This is a genomic window from Arthrobacter sp. D3-16, from assembly GCF_054408515.1.
Window position 1 is genome coordinate 3,807,892 of sequence record NZ_CP096437.1, and the last position, 24,509, is coordinate 3,832,400.

24 protein-coding genes and 1 pseudogene are annotated in these 24,509 nt (G+C 63.5%); 17 read left to right on the forward strand and 8 right to left on the reverse strand.

Annotated elements, in window-relative coordinates; all coding sequences use genetic code 11:
* Positions 1-53: 53 nt before the first annotated feature.
* Positions 54-1,562, forward strand: a complete 1,509-nt coding sequence (locus tag M1D32_RS17810; protein WP_458779944.1) for a glycoside hydrolase family 32 protein — start codon at positions 54-56, stop codon at positions 1,560-1,562.
* 203 nt (positions 1,563-1,765) lie between these two features.
* On the forward strand, positions 1,766-2,239 hold the full coding sequence (locus M1D32_RS17815; RefSeq protein ID WP_458779945.1) for a sensor histidine kinase: 474 nt from the start codon (positions 1,766-1,768) through the stop codon (positions 2,237-2,239).
* Positions 2,240-2,321: 82 nt separating this feature from the next.
* Here M1D32_RS17815 and M1D32_RS17820 read toward each other — a convergent pair whose 3' ends face one another.
* Positions 2,322-2,933 carry an NADPH-dependent FMN reductase gene (locus tag M1D32_RS17820; protein ID WP_458779946.1) on the reverse strand — a complete coding sequence of 204 codons (612 nt, stop codon included), beginning with the start codon at positions 2,931-2,933 and terminating at the stop codon, positions 2,322-2,324.
* A 211-nt stretch (positions 2,934-3,144) separates the two neighbouring features.
* Here M1D32_RS17820 and M1D32_RS17825 point away from each other — a divergent pair, with 211 nt between their 5' ends.
* The 5 genes and pseudogenes from M1D32_RS17825 (at position 3,145) to M1D32_RS17845 (ending at position 6,626) form a co-directional block, all read left to right on the forward strand.
* On the forward strand, positions 3,145-3,294 hold the full coding sequence (locus M1D32_RS17825) for a hypothetical protein (protein WP_458779947.1): 150 nt from the start codon (positions 3,145-3,147) through the stop codon (positions 3,292-3,294).
* A 156-nt stretch (positions 3,295-3,450) separates the two neighbouring features.
* Positions 3,451-4,502 (forward strand): annotated as a pseudogene (locus M1D32_RS17830) (S66 family peptidase).
* 430 nt (positions 4,503-4,932) lie between these two features.
* Positions 4,933-5,175 (forward strand): hypothetical protein, encoded by a 243-nt coding sequence (locus M1D32_RS17835; RefSeq protein WP_458779948.1) that lies wholly within the window; start codon positions 4,933-4,935, stop codon positions 5,173-5,175.
* 284 nt (positions 5,176-5,459) lie between these two features.
* Positions 5,460-5,921: a hypothetical protein gene (locus M1D32_RS17840; RefSeq protein WP_458779949.1), complete on the forward strand. Its 462-nt coding sequence runs from the start codon at positions 5,460-5,462 to the stop codon at positions 5,919-5,921.
* Between the two features lie 180 nt (positions 5,922-6,101).
* Positions 6,102-6,626: a hypothetical protein gene (locus tag M1D32_RS17845; RefSeq protein WP_458779950.1), complete on the forward strand. Its 525-nt coding sequence runs from the start codon at positions 6,102-6,104 to the stop codon at positions 6,624-6,626.
* 134 nt (positions 6,627-6,760) lie between these two features.
* On the opposite strand, the gene M1D32_RS17850 is transcribed toward M1D32_RS17845, so the two are convergent.
* Positions 6,761-6,955: a hypothetical protein gene (locus M1D32_RS17850; RefSeq protein ID WP_458779951.1), complete on the reverse strand. Its 195-nt coding sequence runs from the start codon at positions 6,953-6,955 to the stop codon at positions 6,761-6,763.
* 855 nt (positions 6,956-7,810) lie between these two features.
* Between M1D32_RS17850 and M1D32_RS17855 the strand changes: the two genes are divergently transcribed.
* Positions 7,811-8,059, forward strand: coding sequence for a cold-shock protein (locus tag M1D32_RS17855; RefSeq protein WP_458779952.1), 249 nt, complete (start codon positions 7,811-7,813; stop codon positions 8,057-8,059).
* Between the two features lie 88 nt (positions 8,060-8,147).
* On the opposite strand, the gene M1D32_RS17860 is transcribed toward M1D32_RS17855, so the two are convergent.
* Positions 8,148-8,444, reverse strand: coding sequence for a DUF4190 domain-containing protein (locus M1D32_RS17860; RefSeq protein WP_458779953.1), 297 nt, complete (start codon positions 8,442-8,444; stop codon positions 8,148-8,150).
* 493 nt (positions 8,445-8,937) lie between these two features.
* On the opposite strand from M1D32_RS17860, the gene M1D32_RS17865 reads away from it, so the two are divergent.
* The 5 genes from M1D32_RS17865 to M1D32_RS17885 all read left to right on the forward strand — a co-directional run bounded on the left by M1D32_RS17865 (position 8,938) and on the right by M1D32_RS17885 (position 14,635).
* Positions 8,938-9,825, forward strand: coding sequence for an SAM-dependent methyltransferase (locus tag M1D32_RS17865; RefSeq protein WP_458779954.1), 888 nt, complete (start codon positions 8,938-8,940; stop codon positions 9,823-9,825).
* A 244-nt stretch (positions 9,826-10,069) separates the two neighbouring features.
* Positions 10,070-12,715, forward strand: a complete 2,646-nt coding sequence (locus M1D32_RS17870; RefSeq protein ID WP_458779955.1) for an exo-rhamnogalacturonan lyase family protein — start codon at positions 10,070-10,072, stop codon at positions 12,713-12,715.
* 169 nt (positions 12,716-12,884) lie between these two features.
* Positions 12,885-13,064, forward strand: coding sequence for an SRPBCC family protein (locus M1D32_RS17875; protein ID WP_458779956.1), 180 nt, complete (start codon positions 12,885-12,887; stop codon positions 13,062-13,064).
* 36 nt (positions 13,065-13,100) lie between these two features.
* Positions 13,101-13,676: an SRPBCC family protein gene (locus M1D32_RS17880; RefSeq protein ID WP_458779957.1), complete on the forward strand. Its 576-nt coding sequence runs from the start codon at positions 13,101-13,103 to the stop codon at positions 13,674-13,676.
* A gap of 17 nt (positions 13,677-13,693) precedes the next feature.
* Positions 13,694-14,635 carry an SRPBCC family protein gene (locus M1D32_RS17885; RefSeq protein WP_458779958.1) on the forward strand — a complete coding sequence of 314 codons (942 nt, stop codon included), beginning with the start codon at positions 13,694-13,696 and terminating at the stop codon, positions 14,633-14,635.
* Between the two features lie 131 nt (positions 14,636-14,766).
* Here M1D32_RS17885 and M1D32_RS17890 read toward each other — a convergent pair whose 3' ends face one another.
* Positions 14,767-16,761: a rhamnogalacturonan lyase gene (locus M1D32_RS17890; RefSeq protein ID WP_458779959.1), complete on the reverse strand. Its 1,995-nt coding sequence runs from the start codon at positions 16,759-16,761 to the stop codon at positions 14,767-14,769.
* Between the two features lie 266 nt (positions 16,762-17,027).
* Here M1D32_RS17890 and M1D32_RS17895 point away from each other — a divergent pair, with 266 nt between their 5' ends.
* The gene (locus M1D32_RS17895; RefSeq protein WP_458779960.1) at positions 17,028-17,669 is read left to right on the forward strand and encodes an NADPH-dependent F420 reductase; all 642 of its coding nucleotides are present in this window, start codon (positions 17,028-17,030) and stop codon (positions 17,667-17,669) included.
* A gap of 97 nt (positions 17,670-17,766) precedes the next feature.
* Here the strand turns inward: M1D32_RS17895 and M1D32_RS17900 are convergent, their stop codons facing one another.
* Positions 17,767-18,705, reverse strand: coding sequence for a YncE family protein (locus M1D32_RS17900; RefSeq protein ID WP_458779961.1), 939 nt, complete (start codon positions 18,703-18,705; stop codon positions 17,767-17,769).
* 199 nt (positions 18,706-18,904) lie between these two features.
* Here M1D32_RS17900 and M1D32_RS17905 point away from each other — a divergent pair, with 199 nt between their 5' ends.
* On the forward strand, positions 18,905-19,243 hold the full coding sequence (locus tag M1D32_RS17905; RefSeq protein ID WP_458779962.1) for a hypothetical protein: 339 nt from the start codon (positions 18,905-18,907) through the stop codon (positions 19,241-19,243).
* Between the two features lie 33 nt (positions 19,244-19,276).
* Here the strand turns inward: M1D32_RS17905 and M1D32_RS17910 are convergent, their stop codons facing one another.
* The 3 genes from M1D32_RS17910 to M1D32_RS17920 form a co-directional block, all read right to left on the reverse strand.
* Complete coding sequence (locus M1D32_RS17910) at positions 19,277-20,209, reverse strand: threonine/serine dehydratase (RefSeq protein ID WP_458779963.1); 933 nt, start codon at positions 20,207-20,209, stop codon at positions 19,277-19,279.
* Position 20,210: 1 nt separating this feature from the next.
* Positions 20,211-20,471, reverse strand: coding sequence for a hypothetical protein (locus M1D32_RS17915; protein ID WP_458779964.1), 261 nt, complete (start codon positions 20,469-20,471; stop codon positions 20,211-20,213).
* A 102-nt stretch (positions 20,472-20,573) separates the two neighbouring features.
* Positions 20,574-21,434 (reverse strand): hypothetical protein, encoded by an 861-nt coding sequence (locus M1D32_RS17920; protein ID WP_458779965.1) that lies wholly within the window; start codon positions 21,432-21,434, stop codon positions 20,574-20,576.
* Between the two features lie 163 nt (positions 21,435-21,597).
* On the opposite strand from M1D32_RS17920, the gene M1D32_RS17925 reads away from it, so the two are divergent.
* Positions 21,598-22,881 carry an N-acetylglucosamine-6-phosphate deacetylase gene (locus M1D32_RS17925; protein WP_458779966.1) on the forward strand — a complete coding sequence of 428 codons (1,284 nt, stop codon included), beginning with the start codon at positions 21,598-21,600 and terminating at the stop codon, positions 22,879-22,881.
* Positions 22,882-22,982: 101 nt separating this feature from the next.
* Positions 22,983-24,446, forward strand: a complete 1,464-nt coding sequence (locus M1D32_RS17930; RefSeq protein WP_458779967.1) for an HNH endonuclease signature motif containing protein — start codon at positions 22,983-22,985, stop codon at positions 24,444-24,446.
* Positions 24,447-24,509 lie beyond the last annotated feature (63 nt).

Consider the following 24,509-nt stretch of genomic DNA (forward strand, 5'->3'; position numbering starts at 1 on the left):
CTCCCACGGGACCCGCAGAGACCACAACTGCCAAGAAATGAGACGCCACCTTCATGACTGCCGCGACCGCCACGACAGCCGAGACCTTCCGGCCGGCCCTGCATTATGCCGCCCGGAACACCTGGCTCAATGACCCCAACGGCCTGATCTTCCATGACGGCGTCTACCACCTCTACTACCAGAACAACCCGCTGGGAAACGTCTGGGGAAACATGTCCTGGGGGCACGCCACCTCCCCCGACCTGCTGACCTGGACCGAACACCCCGTCGCCATCGCCTGCGACGACAATGAGGACATCTTCTCCGGAAGCATCGTCCATGACCGGCACAACACCAGCGGCTTCGGCACCGGCTCCGTTGCCCCGCTCGTGGCCATCTACACCAGCGCCTTCAAACCGGGCTCCCTGGATGAGGGCGTCCAGGCCCAGTCCCTGGCCTTCAGCCTGGACGGGGGTTACACCTGGACAAAGCACACTAACAACCCCGTGCTTAACCGCGGGTCCGCGGAGTTCCGCGACCCCAAAGTCATCCGGTACGACGGCGATGCGGGCAGCTACTGGGTGATGGTCGCCGTCGAAGCCCAAGACTTCCAGGTGGTGCTCTACAAATCCGACGACCTGAAGAACTGGGAACTGCTGAGCACCTTCGGCCCCGCCAACGCCACCGGCGGCGTCTGGGAATGCCCCGACCTTTTCCCGCTGCCTGTCGACGGCGACCCGGAAAACCTCAAGTGGATCCTTACCGTCAACCTCAACCCTGGCGGGCCCAACAACGGCTCAGCCGGACAATACTTCATTGGCGATTTCGACGGCACCACCTTCACCTCCGCCAGCACCGTGACCGAAGGCCTCCAAGATCCAGACCGGCTGGGTGACTACCGGTGGCTTGACTGGGGCCGGGACTACTACGCCGCCGTTTCCTTCAGCGACGCCCCGGACAACCGCCGCCTGATGATCGCTTGGATGAACAACTGGGAATACGCCAACCACATCCCCACCACGCCCTGGCGCAGCCCCATGAGCCTTGCCCGTGAAATTTCACTCCAGACCACCGACGACGGCGGCCTGTCCCTGGTCCAGCAGCCCGCGGGTGACTGGACAGCCCTGGCCGGCGCGGACCCCTTCTGCCTCGCTGAAACTACAGTTCACGACGGCGTGCAGGTTCTGGCGGGCGCGGCCGGAACGGTCCAGCGCATCGACGCCACCTTCACGCCAGGAAGCGCGGAGGAATTCGGGCTCATCCTGCGCGGAGACGGTGCCAACGGAACCCGTGTCGGAATACGCCCCGGAGAAGGCAGACTCTCTGTGGACCGGCGGGAATCAGGGCAGACAGACTTCCACAAATCGTTCCCCTCCATCGACACCGCCCCCATCCAGGCAACCTCGGGCTCCTACCGCCTCACCATCTTCGTGGACCACTGCTCCGTCGAAGTCTTCGCCGAGGGTGGCCTGATCACCATGACCGAACTGATCTTCCCGGCCGAGACCAGCACCAGCCTCTCCGTCTACGCCACCGGCGGCACAGCAACCATCACCAGCCTTCATGTCAGGCAGCTCGCGTAGGGCAGCACCCAAGCCAGGAAAGACAACATGCACAACAACGGCGAGCCGCACCATCCGCTGCAGGTGCTTGCTAACTGCTTATGCTCCCGGGTCCCGGCGCCGCGCTGAAAATTGATGGGATCTTGAGGTAAACCTTGCCACCTGTTGCTGTTGGAGGTTCACGCTGGAGGTATCAGACAAACAGCTTGCAGGAGCAGGAAGTCATGGGAAACAAAGTAGTTTCAGACGAAGTAACAGCCGTAGAAGGCCTGCTCACGGACCAGCATCCGCTCGACTTCTACACCCTGGGTGTGGCCGGCTGCATTGACCGGCTCACGGCACCCCTCCGCCAGCGCGGGATGGCAATCCGCTGGGATACTCCGCACTGGGGCGTCGAAATTCCGGCAGATTGCGCCGCCCTGCTGTACCAGTCGGCGCGGGAGGCGCTCAGCAACGCATTCAAGTATTCGGAAGCGTCACAGCTCAACGTCCAGCTCGCCGCCGTGGACCACGGCATCCGCCTGGTGGTGGCGGACGACGGCACCGGCTTTGACAGCCAGCTCGCCACGCGCGGCCGTCACCACGGATACGGGCTACGGCTCATGTCCGTAGCCGTCCACGAGACGGGCGGCACTGTGGACATCTGTTCCACCCCTGGTCACGGCACCACCGTGACCATCACCCTTCCGCTGGACTAATCACCGGGATGACCGTTTAGAAGACTCGGATACCCGCCGTCGCTGGGACGGCGGGTATCCGCATTTTCAGCACTTGGTGCCGCTACCGCGTCAGCTTCGCGCTATCGTGCTCCAGGTCGCCGATGTGACCGGGTGCGTTAGCTGCGAGGACCCTGGCAACGAAGGCTCCATATTCGTCCATGAAGTGCCGCAGGAACTTGGCGGTGTCCTCGTTCTTGACCTCGCCGTCTTCACCAAATACTGCAGCGTCGTAATGGATGTAGGCCTCGGGTGCATTCAGCTGCGGCGCGTCCAGGAAGCTCAGCACGCTGCGGAACGAGGACTGCATCACCGCCGTGCCGATGCTGCCTACGGAGGCTCCGATGATGCCGGTGGGCTTGCGGGCGAACGAGTTACTTCCCCACGGGCGGGAGCCCCAGTCGATGGCGTTCTTGAGGGCACCGGGGATGGAGCGGTTGTATTCGGGTGAGACGAACAGGATGCCGTCGGAGGCCTCGATGGCCTCCTTCAGGGCACGGCCTTCCGGCGGGAAGTCGGCGTCGTAGTCATAGCTGTAGAGCGGGAGGTCCCGGATGGGGATCTCCGTAAATTGGAGGTCCTCCGGAGCGAGTTTGATCAGCGCGTTGGCGAGGACCCTGTTGATGGAACCGGTAGCAAGGCTCCCCACAAAGTATCCGATCTTAAACGGTGCCATGAGTTTTCCTCCCAATGGCCAGTCAGTGCCGGCCGTCCATGTTCTGCCTGGAAAAGGTGCCGCCCGTTCCTGGACGGCCGTTGGTGCTCACTGCCCCACCAGTCCAGCACAGAAGGCCAACCACGGCCAGAGCTCCGGCAGGTCCTTGACACGCTTCGCCGGGGAGCGCTGAATGTTCTGTAGCGAAGTCCCGGCGCGGTGAGGAGCAGGCATGAGCGAGAATCCATTGCAGGATGAGCGGGTCCACACGGAGGCACCGGCCGAGGGCGACCCGGATGCCGACGTCACGGAGATCCGGGTGCACACCCAGGACCCCGCCGAGGGACCCGATACTCCGGAAGCCGCCGGGCCCGGCAAATAGCCCCCGCCCTTCATCTGCCGACTCTTAAGCACTGAGTTATGCAGCGCCACCTGCACCCGGAGCTGCTGCAGTTGTACGATGACTCGCCCCTCTGCGCCGGGGCGAGTTCATGTCTGTGCCGAAGCTGTGGCTTTTCCCCTGTGTTTGAATGGCGTGATGAAAAAATGGGGATCCACGGTAGCGGCACCGAAACTTCGTAAGGGTGATCGGGTGGCCATCCTGTCACCGTCATTCGCTGCTCCCGGCTTCGCGCCTGAAGTTCACGAGCAGGCGATGGCGCGGTTCGCCGCCGCGACTGGCCTGGTGCCAGTGGAATTCCCCACGACCCGCCAACTCGGTGCAACCGCTAAGACCGTGCCGCTGATCTCAATGCGGCCTTCGGTGACCCAACCATCCGGGCCATCCTCGCCACCATCGGAGGTGACGACCAGATCACTGTCATCCCTCATCTGGACGCCGGACTCGCCCGGGCAGACCCCAAGATTTTCCTTGGCTACAGCGACAACACAAACCTGCTGAACTGGCTCTGGGCCCACGGCATCGCCGGTTACTACGGTGGTTCCACCCAGGTTCATCTTGGTCCCGGCCCCAGCATTGACAAAGTCCACCTCACCTCCTTGAAGGCCGCCCTGATGACCGGCGGTGAACTCACGATTACCGATCCCGGTGAATCCGAGGACTTCGGCAAGGATTGGCGTGACCCCAAAGCCCTTGTTGAATTCGGAGAACGGGAGCCCACCGAACCCTGGGCATGGGCCGGGCCGGAGCGGCTTGTGTCGGGGCGGAGCTGGGGCGGATGCCTGGAGGTCATCGACGAGCTTGCGTTCGCGGATCGGCTGCCGCCGGTTGCTGACCTGCACGGGTGCATCCTGCTTCTGGAAACCAGTGAGCTGACCCCACCCGCGGACTGGGTGAAACGGTGGGTCCGCGCACTCGGGGAGCGAGGCATCCTCAACGCGGTCGAGGGGGTTCTCGTCGCGAGGGCACCAACCAGCAACTTCGAGCACCGGCCGGAGCCCGATGAACGCTCCCGCCTGCGGGCCGCCCAGCGGGACGCCGTGATCGAGGAGGTCACCCGGTACAACCCCAAGGCAGTCATCTGCGTCGGGATCCCTTTCGGTCATACCCGTCCCCAATGGATAGTGCCCTACGGCGGACACATCACTATAAACGGATCAGCCCGCACGATCAGCGCGCTCTACACCTGACCAACCCTCAGCAGCAGTCAAGAGACTATCTCGGCATATCGCCGCGACACTTCGAACTCCTAGTTGTGGTCTCGGTGAAGGCCCTCAAGCTGGAGCCACTAGGCCGTCTCGAAACCCTAGTGTTTCGAGGCAGTTAGGTTTCGAGACGCCGGTTCCATGGGGAATTACCGAGACAGCGCCCGTTCAGCGAGCCGCAATGATGCCGTCTCGTGGCCGGGGATGATTCCGTAAAAGGACGTAAAAGAAGACAGCCGTGAAAACGACCGGCAGGGCGATTTCCATGGTTCTTCCCAAGGCCAACGCCTACGCCATCACCCGAAGGAATAATCAGCTAAATGCCAAAAAGTGTTCCACAGAAAATCGGACACTCGCGCTTACGGGGATAAGGTCCACGTTATGTTGAATCAATGAGAAAGAGAGGCGAGTTGGCATGCAGCCATGGATTGACCCCAGGGAACGCCGCGCAAGGTGGTACTTCTCATCCCTCCTTCTGCTCAGCGTCGTAACTCTGCTCGCAATGATATTCCTCATCCTGAGGTATGAACTGACCCTTGAAGAGAGAACTATCGCCTTCATCGTGGCCGCCCTTTCCGCCATCGGTGGATCGTTGGCGGCGCTGAAGCTCAAAGGGCTCCGAGGTGAGTTCGAGCAACAAAACGGGCTGGACGAATAGGAACTTGAAGAACGTACCCCGCATCGGGCCCCCATCCGACCCTGCAGATTGCACCGAGGTATTGGCGAGGATGAATCTGAAAACGCGCAAGGACGACGCCCCCATACCCGCTCTGCGGATGACCACCACACCCGGGCAGCCCTTGGCCGCCGCCCGTGGTTCTTCCTGCTTCCCCCAGGGAACCCCATACGACACGGAGTTCAGTCTGAACAGCTGTTTTGCCAAATGATGTCCCATGAACGTGCGCGGGTCTGTAATTTAGGTCATCGGGCTAGGCTAAGCGCATGACCCCGGGGGCAGGCACGAATGACAACAAATATGAGTGGCAGTCTTGGCCGCCTGATTCACTCGACGGTATGCCGCCGAGACGAAGACAACTTGTTGTCTGGGGAATGTGGTGGTTTTTCCTCCTGGGTGCGGTGCTGGGTAGTGCCTTGGATGCACTAAACGTCCCACAACCCTGGCGCACGGTATTGGCCCTTGTGGGTTTGGCTGCTGTCTTCGGTCCATTGATCCGCAGGGTAGTCCTTGAATCGCACAGACTCCGCGACGAAGGCATTGTGCTGCCATCCTTTCCGGTCACACGCAAGACGCTCATTTCCTTAGCGGCGATCACTGCTATTCTCTGGATCGCTTTCGCCGTCCTCGTCGCGACTGGCCGGCCGACATTTCCCCTTCTTCCGATCCTCGGCACAATCTGGCTGACGTACCAGCTGCTGCGTCTACGATCAAAGACTGCTCGCTGAGCAAAACTAGAATCACCCTGCTTCCATGACGAACCCTCTACGGCACAGATCCCGCAAGTTCCGACGAAAGGCCGGAAGCAAGCCTCCGCCGCATAACCTTAGCGTTTTGAGGCGCAGAGGTTTCGAGACATTCCAGCTGGGCTTGTGGGCGGGTTCGGCTATCCGTAAGGCGATGGTTAGATGGACCTCACCGGGAGCATGTCGGTGGTTGAGGAGCTGCGCGAGCACTACGTTGCCGTGGTCGGATCCGAACCGGAGTACCACGAGATGCGTACCCGTTCAGGGGAATCGGTGGACGTCTTCGAGTGGCCAAAAGGTACGAGCCGGATGGGCGTCCACCTCTATGCGCCAGCCGGAGCCACCCGCGAGGTTTCGAGGCACCGAATTGAAGGAGGCCGCCCTCAGGAACAACGGCACTTCCCACAGGAGGGCGGAGTAGTGTCAGTGCGCAAGGGTGAGCCACGCCAGATCGGGGGAATCATGGAAGGGGGCATCGTATTTATGGTGATAGGGGCCGTGTGGTTTCTTTTCCGCAAGCGCATTGCCGCCTATCAGTTGTCCATCATCACCGAAAAGTTCAAAGTACTTCCCGTCCGCGACAAAACGGAACAAGCAAGGGGCATGGAGCTTCTCGGCATTTTCTTGTGCTCGTTGCTGTTCTTGGCGGGTGCCCTGATCGTTGCACTCCATATGCTGCTGGCCTAGGAGCGTCTTGGAAGCATAGGGTTTCGAGGCGCAGAGGTTTCGAGACACCGAACCGGATTAGGAGAAGGAGCCGCTGCCCTCGGACGGAACCCTCCCTGGGACGGTTCACCGCGACTGGGATACGGCCCCTAAGCTCAAGAGGATTGTGACAGGAAGACGATGAACATTCCTGAGAAGCCGAGGACTCCTGAAGCGATCATCAGTGGGAGAAAAATCCCTTTTCGCCTAAACAACTGACCGGTTCGTTGTTTGTCGATGAACGCGTACATGACGGTAACGAGTAGGCCGACGAGGCCCAGCCCGAAAAGCGTCAGCCCGAGTGGAGTCATTGGCCCCGCTCCTTGATAGGAACCCTGCGAATCCAGATGAGCATGACTACTCCCACCAGGACCGTCCATGCTGTCCACGGCCACTCGCTATTGCCCGTGGCGACAAAGGTGATACATCTGATGAGCGCCAGAACGGTGAGAATTGACGTGCCGACCGTCAAAATCAACTTCTGTGAACGAGAAAACGGCCCTACTCCAAACATCCCCACCTCATTTTCAGGGCTGAACCAGGTTCGGCCGGCACAGCAGCATCATTTGCACGCGACAATACTGAACGGGATGACTGGTGGCCACTGCTGTGCATTCTCGAATGCCCGGAGCGTCAGCGAAACTCCTAAGCAGGTCTTCCCGAGGGAACCCTTTACGGCACCCAGCCACGCCTTGGCATACGCACTGTTCCTTTCTGCCGAGTTGTGGGGGTACATTCATCTGGCCTCTGTTCCTAAGAGCGGGAGACAGTCAGCCGATGAGTAGGGGGATCGCCGTGGTTTTACAGGGATCAGCTTTCACATTATTCGGGGTGCTATTCCTGCTCATCGGCTTGGCAATAGCCGTATTTCGGACTGCCGTCTCGAAGGGGCATCGGGAATGGATGAACATGTTCGCCGGCCGGCGAGGCCGCCAAGCAGCTGAAGCGGTGACACAGGGCACCTGGCTGGCGATAGGGGTGATGTTTGGGCTCCTTGGAGCCGGGCTTCTGTTCGCTGGCCTGAATCTGCTCCTGCGCCATTGAAAGCCGGATCTCCCAATTTGACGCCTATAGGACATCGTCGTTGAAGATCGCGGATTGAGGAACCTTGACCGGACGTACTTCTGGTCGTCACCCACATTCACCAGATCGGCCACGGAAAGGAGGTGGCTATCATCGGTGACGTGGATGAGATTTTGAGCAAGGGAACGGTGAAGACCTGGCACCGCGATGAAGGGTGGGGATCTATCCGGATCGAGGGAGTAGCCGCAGAATGCTTCGCTCATTTTTCCTGCATCGTCCAAAGGGCAAATGAGTTTCTTGAGCTTGTCCCGGGCGAGGACGTTATGCTCACTTGGCACGAAGCGCAGCAGGACGAGTTCTCCTTAGTTGCCGACCGCGTGGAGCGTTTTTAAGAAAACCCCCACGGGAACCATCTATACGACGTACTTCGGAGTTCCACCTGGCAAGAGCAATCACCTGGCCGTGGCTCCGCTGTCAGAATCACTGCGAAAACTGTTGGACTGCGCTCGGTATGAACCCCAAAGTGCTGATCAACGCCAGCGTGGCAATGCCGTACCCAATGGCGAGGGCAGCGATTGCTAGCCCCTTGCCTCGCTCGTCTCTGAGTTGGATTTGACTCAGGGCAACGTGCCCGGCACCCACTGCAAAAACAGCAAGAACCGCGACCCCAAAAACCCAAAACCCCGATACTGCTATGAAAGCAAAAACAATCGCTGCAATGGCCAGCTTGTTTAGTCCACCGGTTGCTGTGCGAGTCGGCTCTGTAGGTGTGCTCATTTGGTCCCCCAACCTAGTTATGAGAGCGAGTTTAGCTCTGACCCGTCGTCCCGCGGAGGCCCGACCGCAACCCGTCCCGTTAGCCAGTCGGTCAACGCACGGTTGGTTTGAAAGATCATGGCGTGGCGAGGTCCTCCTTACCGATTCCCGTATGCCCCGCCCGATGAAGCTATCCGCGAGGTCGCCCTATCTGGACCTACTGGTGTCTCGAAACCCTGGGAAACGAGACGTCCCAACGAGTGAACAGTCAGCTCACCTTCACAGTCACAGATTTTCGCCGGAATTATGGAAGCGCGTGGCAACGGCAATTCTCGTAACTATGTCTTGCAACCTTCAGGCAAAAATCGAGTACTCATCGTTGGTTACGAGACAGGTGACGCCGGCACTCGAAGGAGCGCATCGGACCCTGCGTTTCGCCGCAACGACCTTAGAAGCCGTGGCGTCGTGAGCTGTGACCTTACGGTGGCATGGATCGGCGGTATAACGTGATGGCGTGATCGTCCCCAGGATTTCCCAGAGCGCCGTGGCGGTCGCGGATCACTACGACGAGCTCGATCCGATTTATCGCCGGGTGTGGGGTGAACACGTCCATCACGGGTTGTGGGCCACGGGGCGAGAGACTCCGGCCGAGGCCGTCGAGGCACTGGTTGACGCGGTTGGCGATCGGCTGCGCCTTATGCCCGGCGAAACGTGCGTTGACATCGGTTGCGGCTATGGCTCCACCGCCAGGCAACTCGCGGCGACACGCAGGGTCCGCGTTACCGGTTTCACTCTTTCCGCTGCGCAGGCCCACTACGCCGCCGCGCATCCCGTACCCGACGTGGACATCCACCTCCGCGACTGGTTCGTCAACAGGCTGGCAGATGCCTCGGCCGATGCCGCTTGGGCGATCGAGTCAAGCGAGCACATGCTGGACAAGCCCAAGTTCTTTGCAGAGGCGTATCGCGTGCTGTCGCCCGGCGGCCGCTTCGTCGTCTGCGCGTGGCTGGCCGAGACCGATGCGAGCGGTTGGAAGGTTCGCCACCTGCTCGAGCCGATCTGCCGCGAAGGGCGCCTGCCCTCGATGGGTACGCGCGAGGAGTATGAGGCGATGGCAATGGCAGCGGGCTTTACGATCGCTGGCTATGAGGATGTCAGCCGCCGCGTTGCGCGCACATGGACGATCTGCGCTCCTCGAATAGTGAAGGCCTTGCTCAGCGATCGCGAAACCCGCAGCCTCGCCCTTGGCGCCCGCAAGCGCATCTTCCTTCTGAGCTTCCCCCGCCTAATCCTGGCTTACCGCACCCGTGCGATGCGATATGGAATATTCACGCTGGTGAAGACGGCGGAGAACGAGGCCCCACGCGAACCCGGCAAACCCATGCGGCAGGAGCCAACCTGACTGCCGGCACTACTGTCAGACCCTGGAGAACACGGGGGCACTAACGCTACGCGGGTGCCACTGCCCGCGAGGCCGTTAGCTGGTGACCCACTCCAGATGATGGCTACCCCTTGCGGTTCAGCTTCCGCTGTGATTATTTTGAAACGAATCAGAAAGCGGTTTCTCACCTGGTCCTTGGAGGGCTGAGGCGCATGCCTTTGGCGAAACCGAAAACAGCGGAAACAAAGCAACGGAATTGGACATAATGACTGAAAATACGCTGGTCAGGTGGATCGACGGCGACGCCCCGGCGGAAATCAGCAGCGGCACCACGTGGGGCATGCCGTTCCCACGCGGAAAAGTGGCGGACACCGCGGAACTCAGCGTCCGCGATTCGGCCGGCAAGCACATCACAAGCCAGGCCTGGCCCCTTGCCACCTGGCCCGATGGTTCGCTCAAATGGGCCGGGTTGGCGATCCCTGCCACCGATGCTCCCTCCGAGGTGTACGAGGTAACGGCCGACGGCGGGACCTCACCCGCCCAAGCCAGCCTCCCGCCGTCGGACGTCCCCAGCGTCACCGTCACCGAAACGGCCGAAGCGTTCACGGTGGACACGGGCACGCTGCAGGCGGTGATCCACCGCAGCGGTTCCCACCTCTTCAGCAGCCTTACCCGCGGGGGAACCGAAGTTGCGCGGGATGCCCGCCTGGTCAGCCTCCTGCAGGACCGCATCCCAGAGGGTGCCGGCACCGCCAGCCGGGAGGCCTTTACCGGCGAGGTCACCGCCGTCGTGCTTGAACAAGCGGGTCCTGTACGAGCCGTGCTCCGACTGGAAGGACAACACCGCCCCGACACAGCCGGCAGCGGCCGGCGCGCCTGGCTGCCGTTCGTGGTGCGGCTCTATTTCTACGCCAACGCCCGCAGCGTCCGGATGGTGCACTCGTTCATCTGGGATGGTGACGCCGGGCAGGACTTCCTGGCGGGGCTGGGCGTTCGGTTCACCGTGCCGCTCGAGGCCGAGCTCCATGACCGGCACATCCGGATCGCCGGGGCCGACGGCGGATTCCTCATGGAAGGCGTGCGTGGACTCACCGGCCTGCGCCGGGATCCGGGCGAGGAAGTCCGCCGGGCGCAGCTGGAAGGCCGGCCCACCCCGCCGCTGGCCGAGTGGAACCCGGAAGTTTCCGAGCGGCTCCACCTGGTTCCCGCGTGGAATGACTACACACTCACACAGCTCAGCGCGGACGGCTTCGACCTCCGCAAGCGCACCGGCGCTGGCCACGCCTGGGTGGGAATCTCCGGCGGCACCCGGTCAGCCGGATTCTGCTCACTCACCGATACCCGTGGCGGATTCGGCGTGGGCGTCAAGGGCTTCTGGCAGTCCCACCCGGGCCAGCTGGACATCCGTGGTGCGGCCACCGGTGAGGCGTCCATGACCGCCTGGTTGTACTCCCCCGAGGCCCAGCCCATGGATCTGCGCTTCTACCACGACGGCCTGGGCCAGGACACGTTCGAGGAACAACTCGAGGGGCTCGAAATCACGTATGAGGACTACGAGCCGGGCTTCGGCAACGCCACCGGCATTGCCCGCACACATGAGTTAACTCTTTTCGCCTACGAGGGCACGCCGGCCACGGAAAGCCTCGCGTTGGACGCTCATGCTGCCTCAACACCGGCCCTGCTTCAGTCCGCCCCCGAATACCTGCACTCCGTAGGCGTCTTCGGCGACTGGGACCCTGTGGACCGCAGCACCCCCGCCCGCGCCGAACTCGAGGACCACCTGGACTTCCTCTTCGATTTCTACGCCGGCCAGGTGGAGCAGCGCCGTTGGTACGGCTTCTGGAACTACGGCGACGTGATGCACACCTACGACCATGACCGGCACGTGTGGCGGTACGACGTGGGCGGCTACGCATGGGACAACTCCGAGCTCTCCCCCGACCTCTGGCTCTGGTACTCCTACCTGCGCTCGGGCCGGGCCGACATCTTCCGGTTCGCGGAGGCCATGACCCGGCACACCGGCGAAGTGGACGTGTACCACCTGGGGCCGTGGAAGGGACTGGGCTCGCGGCACAACGTCCAGCACTGGGGCTGCAGCGCCAAGCAGCTGCGCATCAGCACGCCGGCCTACCGCCGTTTCTACTACTACCTCACCGCGGACGAGCGCACCGGCGACCTGCTCAGCGAACTGGTGGACAGCGACCAGAACTTCCTGGGCCTGGACCCGGTCCGCAAGGTCCGCCCCGACGCTGACACCTACCGCCCCAACCGGAATGCACTGGGCGTGGGGCTCGGGACAGACTGGGGCTCGCTCGCCGCCACCTGGCTCACCGACTGGGAACGCACCGGCAACCCGCGCTCCCGCGACCGCCTCCTGGGCACCATGGCAGACATCGGCGCGTTCAAATACGGCTTCCTCACGGGCGAGGCCCTGTACGACGTGGACAAGGGACGGTTCGACACCGGCCGCGAACTCATCCAGGTCTCCCACCTCAGCGCAGTCTTCGGCCTGGTGGAGATCTGCAGCGAGCTGGTGGACCTGGTGCCCGATCCGGCGTTCGAGCGTGCATGGCTGCAGTACTGCCGGCTCTTCCTTGCCAGCAAGGAGGAACAGGTGGAAGCCGTGGGCCAGCCGCTGGCCGGGATCTACCTCACGCAGGCGCACAGCCGGCTCACCGCTTATGCGGCAGCCCGGCTGAATGATCCGGAACTGGCAGCACGGGCATGGGAAAGCTTTGCCGAGGGCGGGGAGCACCTGAACCACGAATCAGCCTTCACACTGCGGAAGATCGAGCCGCCGCACGTGCTGCTGCCCGTGGATGAGGCCCCCACCGTCTCCACCAACGACGCCTCCCAGTTCGGTCTGGCGGTCATCCAGAACCTGGCGCTGGTCGGCAACCACCTGCACTAACCGCCAGGTTTCCATTCCGACGGCGGACCCTGGCGGGGCGAATTCCAAACGCCAGGTGCCGCCGTCGTCCGTCCCCTCCCCATGGGTGGTTGGGGGCTTCCGGCGGGATTATCTTAAAGCTACTGATGACCTCGGTTTTCTCATCAGGTTCGGTTCAGTCAAAGGAGACATGATGAGCACGAAAGTGGAGAAACGGATCGTGGTGGATGTGCCGGTCAGCACGGCCTATAACCAGTGGACGCAGTTCGAGGATTTTCCGCATTTCATGAGCGGCGTGGACAGTGTGACCCAGCTGAGTGATGACCGCCTGAGGTGGGTTGCCCACATCGCCGGAGTCCACCGGAAGTAGGAAGCCAAAATCCTCGAGCAGGTCCCGGACCGCAAAGTGTCCTGGGCGTCCACCGAGGGTGCCACGAACTCCGGAACCGTCGAGTTTCGGGACCTCGGACACAACAGGACCGAACTGGCACTGACGCTCGAGTACCAGCCCGCAGGCGTGGTGGAGAAGGTGGGCAACCTGCTCCACGTCGTGTGTCGCCAGGCAGAGCACGACCTGAAAAAGTTCAAGGAATTCATCGAACACGAGGGCCACGTCACCGGGGCCTGGCGCGAGTCCATTCCGGGGGCGGCGGCAACTGCAGAACCTGGTACCGAACCGCGGCCCTACAACCGGTTTGAGCACCCGTTCGACCAGACCGGCGGCCTGGTGGACTTTGAGGGCGAGTCGGATGAACAGCTGAGGGCGAGAACTACAGCTCCACTGCACGACGGAATCGCCATAACGGGGAGGGAATTCCGCCCTACGGCAACCTCTTCGGGCAGCCCTGACCAGCCCTTCTACGAGACGGACCCACGATGCCCGCTGGCGCCGTCGTTATTCCTTGCTCTGGAAACCAGCCACCTGAAAAGGTATGTTGGTAAGCATGCTGATGATTTTTACCGACTCATCAGCTTCCGGTAACAAGCGAAGGAGACGTTATGAGCACGAAGGTGGAAAAACGCATTCTGGTGAACGTACCGGTAAGCACCGCTTACAACCAGTGGACCCAGTTCGAGGAGTTCCCGCACTTCATGGGCGGCGTCAAGAGCGTCACGCAGCTCAGTGACGACCGGCTGGAGTGGGTGGCCGAGATCGGCGGCATCCGCAGGCAGTGGGAAGCCAAGATCCTGGAGCAGATCCCCGATCGCAAGGTGGCCTGGGCCGCCACGGAAGGCGCCACGAACGCCGGCGCAATCGAGTTCGAGGACATCGGCGGCGGCCAGACCTCCCTGCAGCTGACGCTTGAGTACGAGCCCGAAGGCATCATTGAGAAGGTGGGCGATAAGCTCAACGTCGTGGAGCGCCAGGCCGAGGCAGACCTGCAGCGGTTCAAGGAATTCATCGAGGATGAGGGTTACGCCAGCGGAGCGTGGCGCGGCAGCGTCAGCTCCGGCGCACCCGCAGGTACGCCCGGGGTCGAGGACGCAGCAGGATCGCGCGGCGACTCAGGCAAGGCGGGCATCTCCGGCAAGGTAGCCGCAGGCCTGGGTGTTGCAGCGGCAGCCGGTGCAGCAGCAGCCATGGCCGCCGGCGGCAACAAGGGCGAAACCGCGGCTGCCGACGAAACGGTTACTCCGGTGGCTCCCGGGGAGCCGGCCACCGTCACGCCGCTGACCACCGACACCACCGTCACGGGCACCACAACAACGGGCACGACAACAACGGGCACGACGGCGGCAGCCGGCTCCACCGGTTCGGTCGCCGACCTGGGCGATGACAGGATCGGGCACGCCTTCGACCAGACCAACGGCCTGGTGGACACTACCGGCGAGTCCGACGAGACGCTGGAAGGCGAGAACCTCAGCGCCGGGGAGCGCCGCGAGCAGGACCGGCGTCCCGATGGCGGGCTGCCGCCCGTCCCCGGAATTGGACAGCGCTAGCCGGGACTAACCGACGCCGGAACTGACTGAAGCTTGCCGCTGAGGCAGGGCTCCGGCGTCGGACATTCCGGGCATAACGAAAGCGCCACCCATCTCCTATTGGAGGCGGGCGGCGCTTCGCTGTCCTGGTGCTACTGGTCCGTGCCGGCGTACTTCACGGACGGCATGGCCGGGGTTTCCATACCCTCACCGATGAAGAAGCTCGGGTGCGGCGGCTGGTTGTACGCCACGCTTTCGCGTGCCACGCCCGTCCGGTACATCGGGTCATGCATAAGGGTGCGGAGCCGGACCTCGGTGGGCGAGGTGCTGGTGTAGATCCGCAGCTCGGTGCTGTCCGACGACGGGAAGGCGAGTTCCTCGCGCCAGTCACCCAGGAGGTCCGCCTGGAGCGACGGGTTGCCCTTGGTGTGGTTGTTGGTCCTGGCTCCGGTGGCCGTCAGCAGCCTGTCGCTGGACTCGGTTTCCCAGTTCCACTTGGAAACGGTGGGGACACCCACTCCGGCAACGGCATCGAAGTCGTGGTCAACGACTTCGCGCAGCAGGTCACCGTCCCACCAAGCCATGAAGTTGGCGGCCGGGATCTTGTTGGCGATCTTTTCGCCCTTCGAGGACATCAGGAAGCCGACAGGTGAGTTCCAGGCAGCGTCGCCGCCAACAGCCCAGCCTTCAGCACCTGCGTGGCGGGGATCGATGTCCCCGATGGCGCCGCGGCCCGTGTCCCGGGTAGCGGGAATGCTCCACAGCACTTCGCCGGTGGCCGAATCGCGGAAAGTGGCGCCGCGGTTGCCGCTCTGGCTCATGCTCTCGTGTACTGCGAAGGTCTCCAGGCCGGGACGGGACGGATCCCAATCGCTGGTGTGGATGGCGTCGCCATGGCCCAGCTTGGTGTTGTACAGCGGCTTGCCGTCATCGTCGATGGTCATTGAACCGAAGACGAACTCGTCCTTGCCGTCCTGGTCAACATCGGCCACGGACAGGTTGTGGTTGCCCTGGCCCTTGTACTCCGCCCCGGAAATGTCCGAGTCGAAGGTCCAGCGCTTCACCAGCTTGCCGTCCACCAGGTCATAGGTGACCAGCACGGCGCGGGTGTAGTAGCCGCGGCTGAACATCATGGACGGCCGCTCACCATCGAGGTACGCGACGCCCGCCAGGAAGCGGTCCACGCGGTTGCCGTAGCCGTCACCCCAGGAGCTGACGTTGCCGCGCGGCGGGTCGTAAGGCACGGTGTCCATGACAGTGCCGGTGGCGCCGTTGAACACCGTAAGGAATTCCGGCCCCGACAGCACGTAGCCGCCGCTGTTGCGGTAGTCCGCGGCGGGGTCGCCGATTACGGTTCCGGCCCCGTCCTTGGTGCCGTCCGCCGTCTTCATGGACACTTCAGCCTTGCCGTCGCCGTCAAAATCGTAGGCAAGCACCTGAGTGTAGTGCGCGCCGGCACGGATGTTGTGGCCCAAATCGATGCGCCACAGTTTGGTGCCGTCCATCTTGTAGGCGTCAACATACACGTTGCCCGTGTAGCCGGACTTCGAGTTGTCCTGCGCGTTGGAGGGGTTCCAGAGCTGGACGATCTCGTAGCTACCGTCGCCGTCCAGGTCCGCCGTGGTGGCATCGTTGGCCGAGTAGGTGTACGGCTTTCCGTCCTTGCTGACGCCGTCGGCCGGCTTGTCCAGCTTGATGGCGAGGTAGTTCTGGGCCAGCGGGGTGAACTCCGCACTGAGCTTGTCCTGCCCGTCTCCATTGCCCACCGTCTTGATGCCGTACTTGGAGGCTGCGGTTCCGGCCGGGTCAATGTAGGTGGTGGTGTTCCGGATGGGCTCGTCAGTGAGCTGGACGCCGTCGCGGATCACGTGGAAGCCAACGCTGTCCTTGTCCAGGCCCAGCATGCGCCAGCCGAGGGTGACGCCCTGGTCCGTCAGCACCGCCACGGGTGCCCGGTCCAGGTTCTCCACCTGGCGCTGGAGCCCTGCCTTGCCTGACTGCCCGGGGGCGGCGGGGTTGGCCTGGGCCAGGGGCACACCCGTGAACGCCAGCGCGGCGGCCGTGAGTGAGGCTGCTGCCGCAAGTGGAGCAGCTTTCCAGGCGCGGCCGGCCCGGGACGGACGGGAACATTTTGAGGGATAGAGCAAGAGACCATCTCCTTTGATGCGGCGGCAGCTGAGTCTGCCGCGCGACAGGTTGGAACGTTTCACTAACCACCGGCCAAGGTCCCGCAGGGGAAGTGAGGGATTGGCCGGCGGAGCGGGGAAAACGCTTTCTGCCCTACTGGTCTATCAGTGCCCGCGGGGGCGGGTCAAGGATTGGGCGTCGCTTAATGGTCGAATTTGTCCCATTGCGTTTCGTTATGAGCAGTCAACGCGGAAATATCTGAGGGCAAGACAGGGTTGGGCGGGACATGACAACCATTGGAATCATCGGGGCAGGACACATTGGAAGCCAGATCGCACGGAAGGCGGTCGAGCTGGGCTATCACGTAGTTATCAGCAACTCCCGCGGCCCGGAAACCCTGTCCGGGCTGGTCGAAGAGCTCGGCGCCCGGGCGCGGGCAGCCACAGCGGCAGAAGCAGCAGCGGCCGGCGATTTCGCCGTGGTCACTGTTCCGCTCAAGAACTACGCGGATATTCCCGTGGAACCGCTGGGCGGCAAGATCGTCATCGACACCAACAACTACTACTGGGAACGGGACGGCCGCATCCCGGCCCTGGACAAGGGCGAGGCTACAACTTCCGGACTGCTGCAGGAGCACCTGCCGGAATCGAAGGTAGCCAAGGGCTTCAACCACATCGGTGCCGCCCAGATCACCACGGACGGGGCCCCCGTGGGAACGGAGAACCGGCGGGCGTTGGCCACAGCCAGCGACTACCCTGAAGCCGCCGAACTGGTTACCCGCCTCTACGACGAATTTGGCTTCGACACCGTCAACATCGGTTTACTGGAGGAGAGCTGGCGCGTCGAGCGCGACCGTCCGGCGTATGGGGTGCGGCAGAACGCCCAGGAACTGAAGGACAACCTCGCCAGGGCGCCGCGGACCATCTAGGCCCTTACCGAAGCCGGCCACACCAAAAGCTGGCTGGCAGCAAACGTCTTGAGAATCGTGTCTTGACGCTTTGGCTGCCAGCCAGTTTGTGGTTCAACTAGTCCCGCGCAGGAACCAGCACCACTTCATGCGGGCTGGCAGGGCGCATGAACTGCGCGTTCACGGCGGCGAGGGTATCGCCAAACTTGGCAACCGTCGTCGGGACGTCAAAGTGCTTACTCGTGATTTCGTCGCGGACGGTTCCGGATGAGAGGTCACCTGCGAGCTTAACGCGCGCGATCTTGTTGAGCTGGTTCTGGACCGCCCAGAGCGTGTGGCCTTGCAGGAGAATGCCGTCGACGAACTGCAGGTCCAGTCCTTTGATTCTGTTGCTCTCGCCGCTCCACGGGTTCACCGTGTAGAGGGCCCGGTTCTTGGTGTGGGCCACAATCAGCACCCGGTCATCCTTGGCGGCCGCAATGCCGTTGAACCCGAAATCCATCGGGGCCGGGTTAACCCCTGCCTCGCCTTTCACGGTCAGCGTCTTCACATCCTTGCGCACCTCACCCCAGCGGCTGACCTTGACCAGATACAGCTCGCCATACTTCGAGTTCGTAAACCACGCGCCGTCGTGGGTGAGCGTGACGTCATTGATGAAGGAGCCTGCCTTGGTGGTCAACGTGAGATCGGCGATTGTCGCCTTCGTTGCGGTGTTGTAGATGTATGCCTTCCCATTGGCTCCACCGGCCACAAACAGCAAGTCTTTGCGGACATCCGCCTTCATGCCGACTGCCATCCTGCCATCGGGCACGTCAATGAAACGCTTGGCTTTTCCGTCACGGATGTCACCCCGGAAGATGTCCCCGGTCATCAGCTCCCCCGCATAGAAAGTCTTGCCCTTCCCTGACGCGATGCCCTCGGCGGACTTGGCGCCGTCGAGCACAATGACGTCATCCCTGGCGGGCGGCGAGGCCGTAGCCGGCAGCGCCGCGGGTAACAGCAGGGCCAGAAGAGCGATGAATCCGACGGCGGTGCGGCGCTGTGCTGTTCGGCGCATGGTGCTTCCTTGAATTGGACTGATGCGCGGGGCCGATCTGCGGCAGCTCCGCACGATGGTGATGCCAGTTTAAGCACCGGCAGGAGTGCCCGCCAGAGCCTGATGCCCCCTTCATAGTCGCGGCTGCAGGCAGGGTAGGCCAGCACCGCGTCCCGGATTCTGCTTACAATCGAAACCTCAATCAACTACTGAGGGACCCATGAAGAAACTCACCACAGCACTGCTTGCTGCCGGCCTCGTTGTTTCCGCCACAGCCTGCACCGCTTCGAACCAGCTCTCCACCGCGGAAACCTGCGAGCGGATCCAGAGCGTTGTATCCAACCCCGCAAACAACGCCGGCAAGACGGGCATGAACCGCCTGGCCAACCAGATCCGGCCCATCCACGCGGTTGCCTCGAATGACCTCAAGCCCGCCCTTGAGTCGATCCTCGAATACACGGACGAGCAGGCAAAGGAAACACCGGACGAGGCCAAGCTTTCCGAGCTCCAGGCCGGCTACGAGCAGGCCGGCAGCACCTACAGCCAGTTCTGCAGCTAAGCCCTACTCACTGACCGGGCCCGGCTGCCCTTCCTAAAAGGTAGCCGGGTCCGTGTTCGCTCCGCATAAAACCACCGCGACACGCTCCCCCGGCTTCGGCTCATAAGCACCCGAGGTCAGGGCAGCGTAGGCGGCGGCAGCTCCGTGTTCCACCATGATGCGGTAGTCGTTCCACAGCAGCGAACGTGCGGTGACGATGGCGGCGTCGGACACCAGGACGCTGACGACGCCGGCGCGGACCGCGACGGAGAAGCCGATGTCACCGATGCGTCGGGCCCCCAGGGAATCAGCAGCGACGCCGGATACTGCCACGTCAACAGGTTCCCCGGTGGCAAGAGCGGCATGGAGTGTCGGCGCATTTTCGGGCTCAACGCCCACCACCTTCGCATGGCCTTCCACTGCAGCAGCGATCCCTGCCATCAGTCCGCCGCCACCCACCGCCACGAGCACGGTGTCTACTCCTGCAATCTGCTCCAGCAGTTCTGTCCCCACTGTTCCGGCGCCGGCTGCAATTTCCGGCTGGTCATAGGCGTGGCAGTAAACAGCACCCGCTTCCTGGGCGTGCGCCACGGCGGCCTGGTAGGCAATGGCATATTCGGCTCCACCCTGGATGACAGTGGCTCCGACTGCTTCGAGCTTCCGCACTTTCACGGCCGGTGCGGCGGCGGGGACAAAAACGGTTGCCGGCACTCCCAGTTGGGCTGCCGCGTACGCGTTGGCCAGCCCGGCGTTGCCGCCGGAAGCCACCACCACACCCACGTCCTGCTTCAGTTCTCCGCGTTCTTTGCCGGCAAGGAGGCGGTTCAGCGCGCCACGGGCCTTGAACGTGCCGGTGTGCTGCAAAAATTCGCACTTGAACCACACGTCGCCCCGGAACACACCCGGGTCAGCCTGCAGGACAGGCGTCCGCCGGGTCAGGCCTGCCGTGCGGCGGGCCGCCTCATCCACATCGGCGCGGGTTATCACGTCAGACTTCGTCGTCCCAGGTACCCGGTTCCTGCAGGGCTTCCTCGGGTTTGTGTTCCTGCGGCGGTTCGCCACTTCCGGAGTACGACGCCGGAACAGTGCCGGCTGCATGCCCCTGCTGCTCCTCGCGGATGTTGCTGGCCCCTGGCAGCTCCGGGTGCTGGCCGCTCTGCGGCGCCTGGGTCACCTGCTCAGCTTCGTCCGGGTCACCCGGTCCGCGAAGGTCGGCGTTGTTCCGGGGCTCCTCATTCGAAGTGGTCATGCTCCTGCCTTTCAAGTTGTGATACAGGTGGCGAGGAGGGCAGGACCACCAGGTCCTGCCCTCCTCCTTTCCCGCCGTTACGGACGGGCTTACCGCGGCCTCTTAGCGGGAGGCTGTCGGCGAAGCTGATGACGTTTCGGCCTGCTCGGTCTCGGTCTCGGTTGCCTCAGGCGACGCTGAACCGCTAGGTGACGACGTGCTGGTGGAATCGGAGGTGCTGGTGGACGTCGGGCTGGACGTTGCGCTGCCGCCGTCGGCCTTCTGAAGCACCTCATTAATCAGGTCCTCGAGCTCCTTCTGGTCCGGATCGCCGAGGTTTGCACCGCTCTTCGTGGCTACGACCAGCAGCCTGCCCTCGGCGGCGGAGACCTGCATCAGCTTCTGCTGGTTCTCCCCGCTGCGGGTACTGAGTGTGCCGAAGGTCTTTGCGGCATTCGTATCAGCCTGCAGCTCCTCGCTGTTGACCTCGTACGTCTGTCCCAGCGCCGTTACGGAGAACGTGGCGCACTGATTCATCTTGCCGCTGATCTCATTCAAGACCTCCACGGCGTCCGGCCCTTCGCTGCCCGACTGTGCGGACAGGGTGCGGGGCTGGTCGCCTTCAGACAGGCCGACGGCGATCTCACCGGTCTCGACCGTATCCAGCAGGCCGGCAGTGGCGATGTCCTTGCAGTCTTCAGGGTCCACAGTGGCTGTGCTCAGGAGCAGGTTGGCAATGTTGCCGCCCTGGTCCACCTGCTCCTTGGAGTACAGCTTCAGTTCGTTGCCGTCCTCGTCCTTCATGCCCGAGATCAGTTCGCGCAGCTCATCCTCGGTATAGACCTTTGCTTCTGCCGTTGCGGAGGGGGAGGCGCTGGCCGTTTCGGTGGCCGAGGGGCTGGCAGCACCACCCCCGCCACCGGTGCAGCCGGCCAGGGCAATCATCGCTGCCGTCATCAATCCAAGTGCAGGTACTTTTCGCATCAGGTACAACCCCTTTGAGATAGGAAGCATGCTTAGTGTTATTAACACTAAAGGGTGTTTCCCCAAGCAGGAAATACCGGCGCGGCAACTTCCTGACCGCCAGTGGCGACTTAGCACATGCTTATCCGCCAAACTAGGCTTCCACCAGGAGGCTGACGACTTTATGGGCGAGGAACTGATACTCCGGGGGCGCATCGTGTCCGGGAGCATGGACATCGAGGACGGCCTGGTAGCGGTCGACGGCGGACACATCACCTACGCCGGGCCAGCGTCGGGCTTCCGCGGGGAGGCTGCAGGGGACTTGGGTACCCCAGACGGGAGCACCTTCGGAAATGGTGGGGGCCACATCCTGATGCCCGGCCTGGTGGACCTGCACTGCCATGGCGCCCACGGGTCGGACTTCTCGGAGGGTTCAGTCGAGGGCGCCCGTTCTGCTGCCCGCTACCTGCATGGCCGGGGCACCACCACCCTGCTGGCCAGCCTGGTGACGGCAGCACCCGCGGATCTGCTTCGCAACCTCAAGGCACTGCGGACGGTAACGGACGAAGGGCTGGTTGCCGGGTCACACCTGGAAGGTCCCTTCCTCTCGGCCGGGCAGTGCGGAGCGCATGACCCCTCGCTGCTGCTGGAACCCGCCCCGGGGCTGGTGGACAAACTGCTCGAGGCGGCAGGCCCTTCCCTGGCTTCCATGACGCTGGCGGCCGAGCTTCCGGGCGTCGGCGAACTGGCGGACCTGCTTGCTGCCCGCGGCGTCATTCCGTCGCTGGGTCACACTGCAGCGGATCACCCGGCCGCCGCCTCGTTCCTGGCGCGGGCTGCTGCCGGGCTTTCATTAGCGCCTGCGCTTTGCGCAGCACCGGAGCCTTCCGCGGAGCCAGGTCCGGAAACGGCACACGAGGTCCGGCGCCCCACAGTCACGCACCTCTTCAACGCCATGCCCAGCCTGCACCACCGCTCCCCCGGCCCCGTCTCAGCCTGCCTCAGCGCCGCCCGCGCCGGGAACGCCGTCGTCGAACTCATTGCCGACGGCGTCCACTTGGCTCCCGAGACGGTGAAGACGGTGTTCGAGCTGGTGGGAGCAGACAACATCGCGCTGGTTACCGACTCCATGGCAGCTACCGGCCTGCAGGACGGCCACTACAAGCTGGGCACGCTGACGGCGACGGTTGACGGAGGCGTAGCCCGCGTGGACAACACGGGCGCCATCGCCGGCGGCACGGCCACGCTCCTGGACGTTGTCCGCACCGCCGTGGCAGCCGGCGTTGCGTTGAGGGACGCCGTCACTTCAGCGACTGCTGTCCCGGCGGCGGTGCTGGGACTCTCGCGGCAGGCGGGTGACCTGACGGCAGGGATGCCGGCCGACGTCGTGGTGGTGGACCTTGAACTGAACCTGGCTGGAGTCCTGCGCCGGGGCGAGTGGGTGACGGAGCTGCAGCAGCCCATCTAAATCGGTGCCCCGGGTGTTGCGCCGGCGCGCCGTTCGGTAGGGGCATCACGGCACTGCGGCGAGAGTGCTGGATTGTCATACCCCTCTGAAATGCTGTGCATATGGAAACGGACGCGGCAGTGGTGCAGGCGGAGAAGCTCGTTGACGCTTCTGTCGCTGCGTTTGCTGCAGTGCTCGCGGGCGGTGATGCGGCTGTTTCCGGCGGTGCTGTTTCCAGTGCGGATGGAGGGTCTGAGGCCCGGGGTGTGCCTGGGGCGGCGGCGGGATTGGATGATGATCCATTGCAGCGGGTTGCTGATGGGGCTTTGGATGTCCTTGCAGCGGTGGCACGGTCGGAAGCGAAACTGGCGGCCCTGAAGGTGCAGGCGGTGGCGGTGTTCGCAGGGGCCACGAAAGCGCTGAATCCTCCTCCGCGGTCACCGTATGAGGCGACGGCGCAGGACCGGAGCCTGATCGCCGAGGTCGGGTGTGTCCTGGCGATCGGTGACCGGACCGCCGGTGCCCTGCTCGCCGACTCCCATGCCCTTACCACGTCCCTGCCCCGGACCCTGGCGGCACTGCAGACCGGGACGATTTCCTGGGCGCACGCCCGGACCATGGTGGACCAGACCGCGAGCCTTGACCGTAAAGGGGCCGCTGCTTTGGAGGCGCACTTCCTGGACCCGGCGGCACCGAACCCCGCCCGGGGGTGCCCGGTCGGGGAGCTGCCGGCGTACCGGTTCAAAGCCAAGGCCAGGACCTGGCGGGAACGCCATCACCCGGAGAGCCTGGAGGCCCGGCATGCCAAAAGTGTGGCGGACCGGCGGGTCGAGTTCTGGCGGGACACTGACGGGATGGGCTGGGTGGCCGCGTGCCTGCCCGCGGACCAGGCCTCCGCGATCTGGGACCGGCTCACCGCAGCAGCGCGGGGTATGCAGGGACCGGATGAGCCCCGCACCCTGACCCAGCTCCGGGCGGATGTGGCTGCGGGCTGGCTTCTGGGCGGCACGACCGCCGAGCTCCCCTCACCCCGGGCTCAGGTCCTGGTCACCGTGCCGGTGTTCTCACTCATGGGTCTGACGGATGAGCCGGCGATGCTGGACGGGTTCGGCCCGATCCCGCCCTCGATGGCACGAGTCCTGGTCGCTGACGGTGCGAATTCGTTTTACCGGCTGCTGGTGGATCCGCGGGACGGGGCGCCGCTGGAGATCGGCCGCACCAGCTACCGGCTGACCAAGGCCATGCGGAACTGGCTGCGGCTCAGGGACGGCAAATGCCCGTTCCCCGGCTGCAGCAACAACGCCCTCGACAACGAAGCCGACCATCTCCTCGCCTGGCACAATGGCGGCACCACCGGCATCAGCAACCTCGGCCAACCCTGCCCCAAGCACCACAAACTCCGGCACACCGGCGGCTGGCAACCCACACCAGCCACCCAAAACGAACCACCCGGCTGGACCTCACCCACCGGCCGGCACTACAAAAGCGAACACCCCGACTGGGAACCACCAGTGTGGCCGCCCGGGTCCCTGCGGGCGGAAAAGAGCTACGTGGAAGCGGTTCTCGTGGACTACCTAATGGCCTAACGTGCTCTTTCGCGCCGGTGGCGCCGGGCTTATGGCGGCTGTGTCCGCTTCCCGCCGAGCAAC